The sequence below is a fragment of the Paracoccus sulfuroxidans genome, assembly GCF_007830335.1.
Classification (GTDB): Bacteria; Pseudomonadota; Alphaproteobacteria; order Rhodobacterales; family Rhodobacteraceae; genus Paracoccus; species Paracoccus sulfuroxidans.
Window position 1 is genome coordinate 423,552 of record NZ_VLKU01000003.1, and the last position, 13,896, is coordinate 437,447.

Consider the following 13,896-nt stretch of genomic DNA (forward strand, 5'->3'; position numbering starts at 1 on the left):
TTACCAATCGGCTCAACATGGATGAGTCGGGTGTGCAATGACGAACAGGATTTTGGGACGGGCCGCACGTGTGGTTCGCGGGATGCGCAAGCGCACGCCGATGGTCTTCCCCGCGCCGCAGCTCGCGCTGGCGCTGCGGGTCGAGGAGGTGGCGACCCTGCGCCGCTCGCTGGGGCCAAGGCTGCTGGGTCAGCTGTTGGGTCATCTGGTCGCCCGCCTGCGGGCCGAGCTGCGGCTGCTGCCTTTTCCCCGCCCGCCCGAGGGGGCCGAGATCTGCGGCATCCTCTCGGACAGGCGGCACGCCGCCATTCCTGCGCTGGTCGCCGGGCTTGAGGTCATTTGCCGAGAGCGGGTTGAACTGGGCGGCATCGCCATCCGGCCCATCATCAATGCGGTCATTGTCTGTGACGAAACCGGCGAGGCCGATCATCACGCGCTGATCGAGTTTGGTCGTCAGATGCTGGCCACCTGCAGCCCGTTGAACGAACACGGCCAGGTCCGCTTTGTCGAATATGCGGGGGCGTCGCAAAAGATCGACCCGACCATCGATCCGTGGTTTGCGCCCGACGACATCGAGCTGCGCTATCAACCCCAGCTCTGCTGCGAAACCGGCCGGGTGATTGCCATGAAGGCGGTCGGCCAACTGCATCACCAGCAGGCCGGGATGATGGATCTGGATGAGCTGCTGCCCCGGCTGGACGCCCAGATGCGGGCCGACGTCACCTCGACCATGGTCAAGCGCGCGCTGGCGCAGATGCCGGCGTGGGAGCGACTGGGCGTCGATCTGCCGCGCGTGTCGATCACGCTGGGCGACAGCGATCTGGGGGCCGAGCGTCTGGCCGAAACGATCCTGTGGGAGCTTGACCGGCTGGACATTTCGCCCTCGCGGCTCGAGATCGAACTGCGCGACGGCATCGGCATGCATGGCGGCATGATTCCCGTGACCGAGAACCTGTTGCGCTTTGCCCACGCAGGCTGCGTGCTGACCCTGGGTGGTTTCGGCACCGCCAATGCCGCGCTGGAAAATCTGCGCCGGTTCGAAATCCGGCGCGTGCGCTTCGGGCGCGAATTCACCGCAGGCTGCGATCACCGGACCGATCAGCAGCGCATGATCCTGGCCGTTCTGGCCCTGGCCGAGCATCTGGGGCTTGAGACGCTGGCCGATGGGGTCGCCACGACCGATGAGCGCGCCTTTCTGGCCCAGATCGGTCTTGCGGCGGTGCAGGGGGATGCCGTGGCGCCACTGCTGACGGCCGAGGGCGCGCAGCAATTCCTGATGCAGCACCGTCCGCTTCAGCCCCTCCTGCCGGTGGTCAGACGGCAGGCCTGAACTGGCCGAAATGCGCGCGCGACGCGCCACCGGATCGCGAAGCGCGCGGAAGCCTCCGAAATCATGTTCAAATCGCGGCTGACACGCGTAATTTCCATAGAAAATGCTGCCGGAAAATCCTCTGGCTCAGGCAGCGAATATGGCAAATTTGCTTGACCTTTGCCGGTGGCTTCTGTTGAAGCGGCCCGAACCTCCGGGTGAATTCACGGCGAAGGACTGAACCGGCATGCAAGACAATAACCGCAACCTGATCCTGGCGATGGTGCTTTCGGCCCTCGTCATGCTGGTCTGGTCATTCTTTTTCGCAACCGATCCGGTTCCTCCGCCGACCGAGCAGGTGGCTGCGACGCAGCCTGCCGCAACCGACGGGACGGCGACCGCGCCGCCGCAGCCCGGGGCCGCTCCGGCTTTGGCGCAAGGGCAGGCGACGGCCTCGACCGATCCTTCGCAGAACGCGCCGCGTGTGGACATCCGCTCGCCCTCGCTTTCGGGCACGATCTCGCTGGCCGGTGGCCGCATCGACGATCTGGAACTGCTGGGCTATCGCGAGACGCTGGACAGCAATTCGCCCTTCGTGCGCCTGCTGAACCCGACCGCGCAGGCCGGGCTCGCGGCCGAAGGCTCGCCGGTCGCACCGGGTGGCGATCTTCAGCCCGTGGTCCAGAAGCCCTATTATGCAGTCTATGGCTGGATGCCCGCCGCCGGAACCGATCCGGCGCTGGTGCCCGGCCCGACGACCGAATGGCAGGTCGAATCGGGCGACACGCTCGCCCCCGGCAAACCGGTCACGCTGCGCTGGGACAACGGTGCAGGCCAGATCTTCCGCCGCACCTATGAGCTTGACGACCGGTTCCTGTTCACCATCACGCAGGCGATTGAAAACACCGGTTCGGCCGCCTTTGCTGCGGCCCCCTACGGCATTCTTGCGCGCCACGGTCGCCCGGACACGCAGAACTTCTTCGTCCTGCACGAAGGCGCGGTCGGCATGACCGACGGCAAACTGCTGGAGGTGAAGTACAAGGACATCGCCAAGCTGGACCCGCAGGGGTCGGAAGGCCCGGCCGAGCTGATCGAGGTCAAGAACAACGGCTGGATCGGCTTCACCGACAAATACTGGATGACGACGCTGGCCCCGGCCCCCGGGCAGGCCTTCACCGCCGTGGTGAAATACGGCACGGCCGGCGACATCTACCAGACCGAGGCGCGGATGCCGGTGCAGACCGTGGCTCCGGGCGCGACCGTCACCGCCGCCAGCTATCTGTTTGCCGGTGCCAAGGTCTGGGAGGACATCAACGCCTATCAGACCACGCCCGGCATCGACCGCTTCGTCGACTCGATCGACTGGGGCTGGTTTTACTTCCTGACCAAGCCGATCTTCCGCCTGCTGCACTGGCTGCACGGCATGATCGGCAACATGGGCTGGTCAATCATCGCCCTGACCGTGATCCTGAAGCTGCTGGTCTTCCCGCTGGCGCGCAAATCCTACATCTCTATGGCGAAGATGAAGGAGCTGCAGCCGCAGATGGAGGCCATCAAGGAGCGGACCGGCGACGACCGGATGAAGTACCAGAAAGAGGTGATGGAGCTTTACAAGCGTGAGAAGGTGAACCCCGCTGCGGGCTGTCTTCCGGTGCTTCTGCAGATCCCGATCTTCTTCTCGCTCTACAAGGTGATCTTCGTCACCATCGAGCTGCGGCAGGCGCCGTGGCTGGGCTGGATCCGCGACCTTTCGGCGCCCGATCCGTCAAGCCTGTGGAACCTCTTCGGCCTGATCCCCTGGTGGGGCGCGCCGGCGCAGGGGACGCTGTTCCACTCGTTCGCGCTGCCGGTGCTGGCGATCATCCTGGGCATCACCATGTGGATCCAGCAAAAGCTGAACCCGGCCCCCGCCGATCCGGCGCAGAAGATGATCTTTGCCTGGATGCCCTGGGTGTTCATGCTGATGCTGGGCGGTTTCGCCTCGGGTCTGGTGCTCTACTGGATCGCGAACAACACCATCACCATCATCCAGCAGTATTCGATCATGTCCATGCACGGCCACCGGCCTGACATCTTCGGCAACATTCGGGGCTCGAAAGGGTCGAAAGCCGGCAAGGCCGCGAAGGACAAGAAATGACCGCAAGGATCGCCCAGATCTGGCGCTATCCCGTCAAGTCGATCGGGGGCGAGGGGCTGGACGCCGTCCACCTCTCGGCCGCCCGTCGGCTGCCGGGGGATCGCGAATGGGCGGTCCTGACCGAAGGTGGTGAGCGTCACGCGGGCGAGGTTCCCGCGCGCTGGCTGCCGAAATCCTGCTTTTTGCGCGGTGCGGCAGCGGCCTCGCTGCAGGCGGTGAAGGGCGGCTGGCAGGATGGCCGGTTGCATCTCAGCCACCCTCAGCGCCCCGATATCGCCGCCGACCCCGAGACCGAGGGCGCGGATCTGGTCGCATGGCTGCGCCCGCTCTGGCCCGACAGCAAGCCTGCGCCAACGCGCATCGTCCGCGGCCCGACCGGCTGGACGGATGTGGCCCAGCCGTGGATCTCGCTCCTGTCGCTGGACAGTCTGGCCGCACTTGAGGGCGAACTTGGCCGCAAGCTGGGCACCGAGCGCTGGCGCGCGAACATCTGGGTCGAGGGATGGGAGCCGGGGCATGAGCTTGACCTGATCGGCCAGATCCTGAACATCGGCGATGTCGAATTGCGCGTCACCGAGGCCATCGGGCGCTGCGAGGCGACCAGCGCCGACACCGACAGCGGAGAGATCGACATCGACATGCCCGCCGCACTTGAGCGCCTTTACGGCCACCGCAACTTCGGCATCTATGCCGAGGTGGTGACTGGTGGCGACATCTCCACCGGCGCAGAGGTGCGGCTGTGAAGGTCTCGTTCCCGCTTGCCGCCGAGCCCGATGCCGCTGCGGCCGAGGATGCGCGCCTGCTGTTCGCGGGTCCCGTCGATTTCGTGAAGGGCGTGGTCGCGATGGACGGGTTGCCGCCCGCCGACCGGCCCGAGGTCTGCTTTGCCGGACGCTCGAATGTCGGCAAATCCAGCCTGATCAACGCGCTGACCGGGCGTAAATCGCTGGCGCGGGCCTCGAACACGCCGGGCCGCACGCAAGAGATCAACTATTTCGCCTTGGGCGATCAATCCTATCTGGTCGACCTGCCGGGCTATGGCTTCGCTAAGGCTCCGGTTGCGGTGGTCGCCAAATGGCAGGCGCTGCTGAAGAACTATCTGGCCGGGCGCCCGACGCTGCGCCGCGCCTTCGCGCTGATCGATTCCCGCCATGGGGTCAAGGACGTCGATCACGAGATCATGAAGCTTCTGGACCGCTCGGCCGTGCCCTTTCAGGTCGTGCTGACCAAGGCCGACAAGATCAGCGCACAGGCGATGGCGGCGACCATCGCCCAAGTCGAAGAGGCGCTGCAAAAGCACCCGGCCGCCTACCCGGAACTGGTCGTGACCAGCTCGGACAAGGGGCAGGGGATTGCCACGCTGCGCGCGATTATTGCCGGTCTGGACTGATCGCGCCCTGCGTCCTAGGCTGCGCCGCAACGAACCGGCCAGGACAGGCGTCAAGGAATGAGAAAGCAGAACATGAACCGTGACTGGATCGCGACGGCGCGCACGCTGTCGGAAGCCTTGCCCTACATGCAGCGGTATTCAGGTGCCGTCGTTGTGGTGAAATTCGGCGGCAATGCGATGGGCGATGATGAGGCGATGGCCGCCTTCGCCAGCGACATCGTGCTGATGAAGCAGGTCGGCATCCACCCGGTCGTGGTGCATGGCGGCGGCCCGATGATCAACCAGCTGCTGGACAAGCTGGGCATCGAAAGCCGTTTCGTGCGCGGCAAGCGCGTCACGACGAAAGCCACCGTCGAGGTGGTCGAGATGGTGCTTTCGGGTCTGGTCAACAAGCGGATCGTGCAGGCGATCAACGATGCAGGCGGCCGCGCTGTCGGCATCTCGGGCAAGGATGACGACCTGATGGTCTGCGAGGCGGACGACCCGGAACTGGGCTTCGTCGGCCGCCCGGTCGAGATGAACGTCCAGATCATCCGCGATCTTTACAACGCGGGCCTCATTCCGGTGATCGCCCCGGTCGCGACCGGGATGGAGGATAATGAGACCTTCAACGTCAACGGCGACACTGCTGCCGGTGCGATCGCGGGCGCGCTGAAGGCCGACCGGCTGCTGCTGCTGACCGATGTTTCGGGCGTCAAGGACGCGAATGGCGAGGTGCTGACCCAGATGCACCCTGAACAGGTGCGCGCGATGATTGCCGATGGCACGATTGCGGGCGGCATGATCCCCAAGACCGAGACCGCGCTGAAAGCCATTGATGAGGGCGTGCGCGCCGTGGTCATCCTGGACGGGCGCGTCGCCAATGCCACGCTGCTGGAACTCTTCACCGAACATGGTGCGGGCAGCCTGATCCGCACGACCGAACCGCGCGTCAAGCCGCGTGGCCTGCGGCAGGGCGACGCCGGGCTGTAGCGCGTTCGATCCGCCGGACGCAACCGTGGCGGGAAACCGCCCGGTCATCCGGTGATGAAGACAGGGCTTGCCGCGCCGACGAAAGCTGTGGCAGGTTCATTCAACTTGGACCCCGCATCGCCGAAAAGGCTCCTCGATGACCGCTCTCGGACACTGCCGACTGATCCTGACCCGCCATGCGAAATCGTCATGGGATGATCCCACGCAACAGGATCATGACCGGCCCTTGAACGACCGCGGCCGCCGCTCGGCGCGAGAGCTGGGCGACTGGCTGGCCAGCCGTGGCTATGAGCCCGAGGAAGTGCTGTGCTCGACCGCGCAGCGCACGCGCGAAACCTGGGACGGGGCCTTTGCCGCGACGCTCGAAGTGCTGCCGGAAGTGCGCTACGAGGCCGGGCTGTATCAGGCCTCGCCCGATCAGATGCTGGCGATCCTGCGCACGGCCAAGGCACCGACGGTGATGATGATTGGCCACAATCCGGGCATTGCCGAATTTGCCGCGCGCCTGCCTGCGCGCGTTCCGGTTGACCCCGATTTTCGCCGTTATCCGACGGCGGCCACGCTGGTTGTCGATTTTCAGGCCGACAACTGGGCCGATGTCCGCCCCGGTGAGGGCAGCGTGATGGATTTCGTCCGCCTCGACGGGCGTCGCTAGGGCCGCGCCAGGCGGCCCCGCGCCTCATTCCCACCAGCGGTCGATGGTCGCGATGTCGTCATCCGACCAGCCGAAATGGTGGGCGAATTCATGCACCACCACATTCGAGACCAGCGCCGCCAGCGACACATCCCCGCGCGTGGCCCATTCGTCCAGAATGGCGCGCCGGAACAGCCAGACGGTGTCGGGGAAATGCTGGGGATCGGTCGCCGATTTCTCGGTCAGCGGGATGCCGTCGTAAAGCCCGGTCAGCTCCAGCGGATCATCGATCTGCAATTCGTCCAGAAATTCCTCGGAGGCGAATTCCTCGACCCGCAGGATAACCGTCGAGGCGGGACCGGCGAATTCGGGGGGCAGGGCGGCAATGGTTTCGCGGGCCAGCTCTTCGATGACGCTTGCGTCAGGAGCATTGGCGGTCTTCCAGTCGGTCATGGCAATCCCTCATCTTCCAGCCTCGATATGGACAAAATCGGGCCATTGTGAAAGAGCGAAGCAGACAGGAGATGCTCCATGACCACGACCCGCTTCGCCCCTTCGCCCACCGGACATATCCATGTGGGCAACCTGCGCACCGCGCTGATGAACTATCTGATTGCCCGCAAGACCGGGGGCACGTTCATCCTGCGTCTTGATGACACCGACCGCGAGCGGTCGAAACAGGAATATGCGGACGGCATCCAGCGCGATCTTGAATGGCTGGGCCTGACCTGGGACCGGATCGAGCGGCAGTCGGACCGGCTGGACCGCTATGCCGAGGCGGCCCAGCAGCTGCGCGGCAAGAACCGGCTTTATGAGGTTTTCGAGACCCCGACCGAGCTGGACCTGAAGCGCAAGAAACAGCTGAACATGGGCAAGCCGCCGGTCTATGACCGCGCCGGGCTGAACCTTTCGGAGGACGACATCGCCCGCCTCCGCGCCGAGGGCCGCGAGGGCTATTGGCGCTTCCTGCTGGAGCAGGAGCGGATCAACTGGACCGACGGCATTCTGGGCGACATCTCGATTGACGCGGCCAGCGTCTCCGACCCGGTGTTGATCCGGGCGGACGGGCAGGTGCTGTATACCTTCGCTTCATCTGTTGATGATACGGATATGGGTGTGACCCATATCGTGCGGGGTGCCGACCATGTGACCAATACCGCGACGCAGATCCAGATCATCGGTGCCCTTGGCGGCACGACGCCCGCATTCGCGCATCACAGCCTGCTGACCGGCGCACAGGGTGAGGAGCTGTCGAAGCGCATCGGTGCGCTCTCGATCCGCGATATGCGTGAAAACGGCATCGCGCCCGAAGCGCTGCTGTCGATGATGGCGCGGCTGGGTTCGTCGCAGCCGGTTGAGTTGCGCATGACGCTGAATGAGATCGCGGACGGGTTCGATCTGTCGCAGTTCGGTGCCTCGCCGACGAAGTTCGATCCCGAGGAACTGCTGCCGCTGACCCGCGAGGCAAACCAGTCCCGCCCCTTCGCCGAGGTGCAGGACCGCATTTCCGCGCTTGGCGTGCCAGCCGATCTGGCCGAGCGTTTCTGGCGCGTCGCCTCGCATAACATCACCAAGCTCGATGATCTGGCGGGCTGGTGGACAATCTTCTCGCAAGGGGCCGAGCCGGTGATCGACCCCGAGGATGCCGATTTCATCCGTGAGGCGATGACCTTGCTTCCGCCGCCGCCCTATGACGACAACAGTTGGTCCGAGTTCACCGCGCGGGTGAAAGAGGCCACCGGCCGCAAGGGCAAGGGGCTGTTCATGCCGCTGAGGAAGGCCCTGACCGGCCAGGCGCATGGGCCCGAGATGGCGGATCTGATGCCGCTTCTGCAGGTCGTCCGCGCGCGCGGCTGATCGGCTGCGTTTGCCATGACGGAAAAGCCGCTGACCTGTTCGGCGGCTTTTTTCTTGGCCTTGAAGGCGGGCGGCGCGAAAGATGCCGCCAGATCGAATTTTGACGCCCTTTCCTCTTGACGCCCCGCGCGCCACGCCGTACATCCGCCGCACTCCGTGGCGGAGTAGCTCAGCTGGTTAGAGCAGCGGAATCATAATCCGCGTGTCGGGGGTTCAAGTCCCTCCTCCGCTACCAAACTTCCCGATATCGCCCGACAGACCAACCGGCTTCTTGCAGGAAGCAGGCCGATTTTGCGCATGGCCGCAAACCTCGGGCGCGCGCTTGGAACATTCCGCCCCTTCATGCGTTACGCTTTAAGCGGTGCCTTGTGCCGACCGATCTCTCTGGCCGACCGGACGCCCTCGTCGAAACCAGTTTGGCGGCGATGCGATGAATGGGCTTTTGCGGGTTTTGCTGGGCACACTTGCCAAGGTGGGCGACCTGACGGTCATTGACAGCAAGGGCAAGCGTACGCGTTTCGGCGACGGGACGGGTAAACCGATCTCCCTGCGCTTCAACACCCCTTCGGCCGAGCGTGCGGTGGCGCTGAACCCGGTCCTGAAGCTGGGCGAATGCTACATGGACGGGCGCGTCGACATGGTCGAGGGCGATGTCTACGACCTGATCATGCTGGCCCATCTGAACGCGGGCCGAGAGATGGTGCCGGTCTTCTGGATGAAGGCCCTCGACAAGGTGCGCATGGCCGAGCGGCGCATTCATCAGCTGAACACCCGGGTCCGCGCGCTAGGCAATGTGCAGCGGCACTATGACCTGTCGGCGGATCTCTACCGGCTGTTTCTGGACCCGGACATGCAATATTCCTGCGCCTATTTCCCGACGCCGCAAACCTCGCTGTCCATGGCGCAGTTGCTGAAGAAACGCCATATCGCGGCGAAGCTGATGCTGAAAGAGGGGATGGAGGTTCTGGACATCGGCTGCGGCTGGGGCGGCATGGGGCTTTATCTGGCGCGGGTCGCGGGCGCGCATGTCGAGGGCGTGACGCTGTCCGAGGAGCAACTGGCCGTCGCACTGCGCCGTGCCGAGGCCGAGGGGCTGACGCCCCCTGCGCAGGTCGACAGGGGCAGCGCGGCGTTCCGCTTGCAGGATTACCGCGACATCGACCGCAGCTTTGACCGGATCGTCTCGGTCGGCATGTTCGAACATGTCGGCATCAGCCACTATGACGAGTTCTTCGGGCGCTGCGCCCGGATGCTGCGACCGGATGGCACCATGCTGCTGCACAGCATCGGCCGGGCCGAGCCGCCGGGCGCGACCAACCCTTTCCTGCAGCGCTACATCTTCCCGGGGGGCTATATTCCGGCGCTGTCCGAGGTCATGCGCGCGGTCGAGAAGGCGGGGCTGTTCGTCACCGATATCGAGGTCCTGCGCCTGCATTATGCAGAAACGCTGCGGGCCTGGCGCAAGGCCTTCATGGCGCGGCGGGATGAGGCGCGGGCGCTTTACGATGAGGCGTTCTGCCGGATGTGGGAGTTCTATCTGGCGGGCAGCGAGGCCTCGTTCCGCGAAGGCAGCATGGTGGTCTTTCAGATCCAGGTCGCCCATCGCGGCGATGCCGTGCCGATCACCCGCGACTATATCGCGGCGGCCGAGGCGCAGCTGGAATCGCTGGAATGCCGCCATGGCATCCCGGGCCCCGCATGGCCCGAGGATTGGCCGGATTTCCCGATGTCTCTGGCCTGTTGAGGCGACCGGGCCAGCCGCGAAAGGCTGCCCCGGTCCGTTTCGTAAACTCAGGCGACGCCCAATTCGGCTTCCAGCTCGCCCAGCGATTTCGCCACGATCTCGAACAGGTCGTCGGCCTGCGCGCGGGTGATGATCAGCGGCGGGCAGAAGGCCACGGCGTCATACATGTTGCGCGAAATCAAGCCGTTGCGCATCATCGCATTGTTCATCAGCCCGCCCAGCTTGCCCGCGGTCGAGACCGATTTCGTGGCCTTGTCCTCGACCAGTTCGACCGCCGCGATCAGGCCGATGCCGCGCACTTCGCCGACCAGCGGGCTGTCGGCCAGGCCGTGCAGGCGTCCCAGCAGATGCGCGCCGACGTCGCGCGCATTCGCCACCAGATCGTTGTCCTGAATGACGGCCAGGTTCGCCAGCGCGACCGCCGCGCCCAGCGGGTGACCGCCAGCGGTGAAGCCATGCCCGAAGGTGCCGATGCGGTTGCTTTCCTCGGCGATGGGGCCATAGACGCGGTCGTTCATCATGATGGCCGAGAAGGGGATGTAGCTGGAGGTGATCTGCTTCGACATGACGATCACATCGGGGCGGATGCCCATGGTTTCGCTGCCGAACATGTTGCCGGTGCGCCCGAAGCCGCAGATGACCTCATCGGCGACGAACAGGATGTCGTGCTTCTCCAGCACCGCCTGGATCTTCTCGTAATAGGTTTTCGGCGGCACGACGACGCCGCCCGCGCCCATGACCGGCTCGGCCCAGAAGGCGGCGACGGTTTCGGGGCCTTCGCGCTGGATCATGGCCTCAAGCTCATTGGCGCAGCGGGTGGCGAATTCCTCCTCGGTCTCGCCCGGGTTGCCGTCCTTCCAGAAATGCGGCGCCATGGTGTGCAGCACGCGGTCGATCGGCAGGTCGAAGGATTTGTGATTGTTGGGCAGGCCGGTCAGGCTGGCCGAGGCGATGGTGACGCCGTGATAGCCCCGCATGCGCGAGATGACCTTCTTCTTCTCGGGCTTGCCCATCGCGTTCGAGCGGTACCAGATCATCTTCAGCACGGTGTCATTCGCCTCGGAGCCCGAGTTCGTATAGAACACCTTGCTCATCGGGACGGGCGCGATGGCGATCAGCTGCTCGGCCAGATCGATGGCGGGCGCGTGGCTTTTATGGCCGAAATTGTGATAGAAGGGCAGCTTCTGCAGCTGATCGGTCGCGGCCTTGATCAGGCGCTGGTCGTTGAAGCCGACGCCCACGCTCCACAGACCCGCCATGCCCTCGATATAGCGGCGGCCTTCGTTGTCCTCGACATAGATGCCCTCACCGCCCTCGATGATCATCGGGCCGACCTCGGCATGGCGCACGGCATTGGTATAGGCGTGCATGTGATAGGCGATGTCGCGGGCTTCTGCGGTCTGGTCGAAGTTCGTAAGCTCGTTCATGGGTCCTCTCCGTCTTATGTGAAATTCGGTTTATGTAAGATCCGGCTGCGGTCAGGATACGCCTGCCGCAGGCTGCGGGTCATGTGTTCAGTTTGTCCAGCACGCGGCCGCCGATCTCGGCCCCGATGGGGAAGGCCGAGGTCGCGGCGGGCGAAGGCGCGTTGCAGGTGTGGATGGTGCGCCGCGTCTCGCGCAGCAGGAAATCGTCGATCATACGCCCGTCGCGCCCGACCGCCTGTGCGCGGATGCCCGGCGCATGGGGTTGCAGGTCCGAAAGCGTCAGGGCAGGGCAATAGCGGCGGCAGCGCTCAAGATAGGTGCGGCGCGACAGGGTGCCGCGCAGTTCTTGCAGCCCCGGCCGGACCGAGCGGGCCATGAGCTTCCAGAAGCCCGGAAAGCCGAAGGTGGCGCGGGCGTCCTCGGGCACCATGCGGTTGCCGCCATAGGTCTCTCGCCCCAGCGACAGGACGGCATTCGGGCCGACCGTGGTGTAGCCGCCGATCATCTTGGTCAGATGCACGCCCAGAAAAGGCAGGGACGGGTCCGGGACGGGATAGATCAGCCGCTCAACCAGATCGCTGGCGTCGGGTGCCAGCCGGTAATATTCGCCGCGGAAGGGGATGATGCGGAAGTCATCGGCAAGGCCCGACATCGCCGCAATGCGGTCCGCCTGCAGCCCGGCGCAGGCCACCAGACAGCGCGCGGAATGATCGCCCTGATCGGTCTTGACCGTCACCATATCGGGCGTTTCCCGCAGGCCCGTGACCTTCGCGCCGAACTGGAAGGTCACGCCTTCCTCGGCCAGCCGGTCGCGCAGCACGCGGCAGATCTGGCCGTAATCGACAATGCCGCTGGCGGGGCTGAGAAGCGCGCCGACGCCTGCGACATTCGGCTCGATCTCGGCCAGTTCGGCGACGCCGATCATGCGGAACTCCAGCCCGTTCTGCTCTGCACGCTCGCGCAGCGCATCAAGGCGTGGCAATTCGGCTGCATCGGTCGCGACGATCAGCTTGCCGCAGCTGTCAAAGGGGATGTCGTTCTGGGCGCAAAAGCGCCGCGTCGCCTCGGCCCCTTCCTTGCAAAGTCGCGCCTTCAGGCTGCCAGGCGCGTAATAGATGCCCGCATGGATGACGCCCGAATTATGGCCGGTCTGATGCGTGCCGGGGGCCAGCTCTTTCTCGATCACCAGAATGCGCAGGCCCGGGCGTGAAGCCAGCAGATGCCGCGCCGTCGCCAGCCCGACGATGCCCGCGCCAATGACGATGATGTCCTGTTCTGCCACGCTGTCCGCCATGATCCGGGGCGATTACCCTTCCTGCCTAGCTTGGATTTCGGTGCCGTTCGATATCGGAGTGCTTGACCAAGGTTTGGCCTTCTGCAAACCATCGCGAAAAGCACGGAGTTGGGGATGAGCCAGCCACTCAAGGCCTTTCGCGGCAAGATCTCGGACAGCGACATTGCGGGTCTGCGCGATTTCGTCGAAATCGTCGAGGCGGGCGGGCTGACCGCCGCGCAGGCGCGTCTGGGCAAGGGGAAATCCGCGATCAGCCTGGGGCTGACCCGGCTGGAAGAGCGGCTAGGCCTGCGTTTGTGCGAACGCGGACGCTCGGGCTTTCGGCTGACCGAGCAGGGGCATATGGTCCACTCCGCCGCCGTGCAACTGCTGGCCGAAATCGGTCGCTTCGCGGATTTTGTCGGCGCGGCGACGCATAAGCTGGAAGACGAAATCACCATGTTCGCCGATGACAGCTTCGTCTTCGAATTTGCCGATCCGCTGGCGCGCGCCGTCGCCCGGATCAGCGATCGTTATCCGGATCTGAAACTGAACATCCGCATGACCTCCTCCGAGCATGTCTATTCGGCGGTGCTGGAAGGCTCGGCCGATCTGGGCTTCACGGCGCTCATCCGCCACAGCGAGGCGCTGGAGGCGACGCCCGTCTGCACCGAGCAGATGGGGATTTTCTGCGGTCGCGATCATCCGCTGTTCGACCGCGACGATGCCGCGCTAACCTATGAGGAATTGCGCCGCCATGATTTCGTCGCCGCCGAGGTGATGCAGGAACAGGCCTTCAGCAAATTCGTCGAGGGGCTGGCGATCCGGGCCTATGCGCCGACGATTCTGTCGCGGATGATTCTGGTGCTGTCCTCGCGTTTCCTGGGGATCGTGCCGAATGAATTCGCCCGCTATTGGGTGGAAAAGGGGGCGGTGCGCCAGCTGCATGTGGCCGATGGCCAGACCCGGAACATGTGCTATCTGATCCATCGCAAGGCTCGCCCGCTGGGTCTGGGCGGCGCGATCTTTCGCGGCATGATCATGGATGAGCTGCGCAACGACCAGTGACGATTGGACCTGTCACTGCGGCTCATCTGGACCTATGCGCGACGCCCGCCTGCGCGCAGTCTGCCCCGGAAACATGAGGGGACCG

At 64.8% G+C, this 13,896-nt stretch carries 12 protein-coding genes and 1 tRNA gene; 10 read left to right on the forward strand and 3 right to left on the reverse strand.

Translation table 11 applies throughout. The features are described 5' to 3' along the window. Positions 1-37 precede the first annotated feature (37 nt). The 6 genes from IQ24_RS06875 to IQ24_RS06900 all read left to right on the forward strand — a co-directional run bounded on the left by IQ24_RS06875 (position 38) and on the right by IQ24_RS06900 (position 6,463). Positions 38-1,330: an EAL domain-containing protein gene (locus tag IQ24_RS06875; RefSeq protein WP_145397059.1), complete on the forward strand. Its 1,293-nt coding sequence runs from the start codon at positions 38-40 to the stop codon at positions 1,328-1,330. A gap of 226 nt (positions 1,331-1,556) precedes the next feature. Beyond that, positions 1,557-3,446 (forward strand): membrane protein insertase YidC, encoded by a 1,890-nt coding sequence (gene yidC, locus IQ24_RS06880; RefSeq protein WP_145397060.1) that lies wholly within the window; start codon positions 1,557-1,559, stop codon positions 3,444-3,446. Continuing rightward, positions 3,443-4,189 (forward strand): MOSC domain-containing protein, encoded by a 747-nt coding sequence (locus IQ24_RS06885; protein ID WP_145397061.1) that lies wholly within the window; start codon positions 3,443-3,445, stop codon positions 4,187-4,189. The genes yidC and IQ24_RS06885 overlap by 4 nt, the downstream gene beginning before the upstream one ends. Then, positions 4,186-4,836, forward strand: coding sequence for a ribosome biogenesis GTP-binding protein YihA/YsxC (yihA, locus tag IQ24_RS06890; protein WP_145397062.1), 651 nt, complete (start codon positions 4,186-4,188; stop codon positions 4,834-4,836). The genes IQ24_RS06885 and yihA overlap by 4 nt, the downstream gene beginning before the upstream one ends. Positions 4,837-4,908: 72 nt before the next feature. Next, positions 4,909-5,808, forward strand: a complete 900-nt coding sequence (gene argB / locus IQ24_RS06895) for an acetylglutamate kinase (RefSeq protein WP_145397118.1) — start codon at positions 4,909-4,911, stop codon at positions 5,806-5,808. A gap of 136 nt (positions 5,809-5,944) precedes the next feature. After that, complete coding sequence (locus IQ24_RS06900) at positions 5,945-6,463, forward strand: SixA phosphatase family protein (protein WP_145397063.1); 519 nt, start codon at positions 5,945-5,947, stop codon at positions 6,461-6,463. Positions 6,464-6,487: 24 nt separating this feature from the next. Here the strand turns inward: IQ24_RS06900 and IQ24_RS06905 are convergent, their stop codons facing one another. Next, positions 6,488-6,895, reverse strand: a complete 408-nt coding sequence (locus IQ24_RS06905) for a metallopeptidase family protein (protein ID WP_145397064.1) — start codon at positions 6,893-6,895, stop codon at positions 6,488-6,490. Between the two features lie 78 nt (positions 6,896-6,973). On the opposite strand from IQ24_RS06905, the gene gltX reads away from it, so the two are divergent. The 3 genes from gltX (at position 6,974) to IQ24_RS06920 (ending at position 10,043) form a co-directional block, all read left to right on the forward strand. Then, complete coding sequence (gene gltX, locus IQ24_RS06910; protein WP_145397065.1) at positions 6,974-8,299, forward strand: glutamate--tRNA ligase; 1,326 nt, start codon at positions 6,974-6,976, stop codon at positions 8,297-8,299. A 158-nt stretch (positions 8,300-8,457) separates the two neighbouring features. After that, positions 8,458-8,534 (forward strand) — tRNA-Met (locus IQ24_RS06915). A 195-nt stretch (positions 8,535-8,729) separates the two neighbouring features. Continuing rightward, positions 8,730-10,043 carry an SAM-dependent methyltransferase gene (locus IQ24_RS06920; protein ID WP_145397066.1) on the forward strand — a complete coding sequence of 438 codons (1,314 nt, stop codon included), beginning with the start codon at positions 8,730-8,732 and terminating at the stop codon, positions 10,041-10,043. 47 nt (positions 10,044-10,090) lie between these two features. On the opposite strand, the gene IQ24_RS06925 is transcribed toward IQ24_RS06920, so the two are convergent. Together IQ24_RS06925 and lhgO are read right to left on the reverse strand one after the other, a co-directional pair. Continuing rightward, complete coding sequence (locus IQ24_RS06925) at positions 10,091-11,470, reverse strand: aspartate aminotransferase family protein (protein WP_145397067.1); 1,380 nt, start codon at positions 11,468-11,470, stop codon at positions 10,091-10,093. 79 nt (positions 11,471-11,549) lie between these two features. Then, positions 11,550-12,752 carry an L-2-hydroxyglutarate oxidase gene (lhgO, locus tag IQ24_RS06930; protein WP_199756503.1) on the reverse strand — a complete coding sequence of 401 codons (1,203 nt, stop codon included), beginning with the start codon at positions 12,750-12,752 and terminating at the stop codon, positions 11,550-11,552. A gap of 126 nt (positions 12,753-12,878) precedes the next feature. Here lhgO and IQ24_RS06935 point away from each other — a divergent pair, with 126 nt between their 5' ends. Beyond that, positions 12,879-13,811, forward strand: coding sequence for a LysR family transcriptional regulator (locus tag IQ24_RS06935; protein WP_145397069.1), 933 nt, complete (start codon positions 12,879-12,881; stop codon positions 13,809-13,811). Positions 13,812-13,896: the final 85 nt, after the last annotated feature.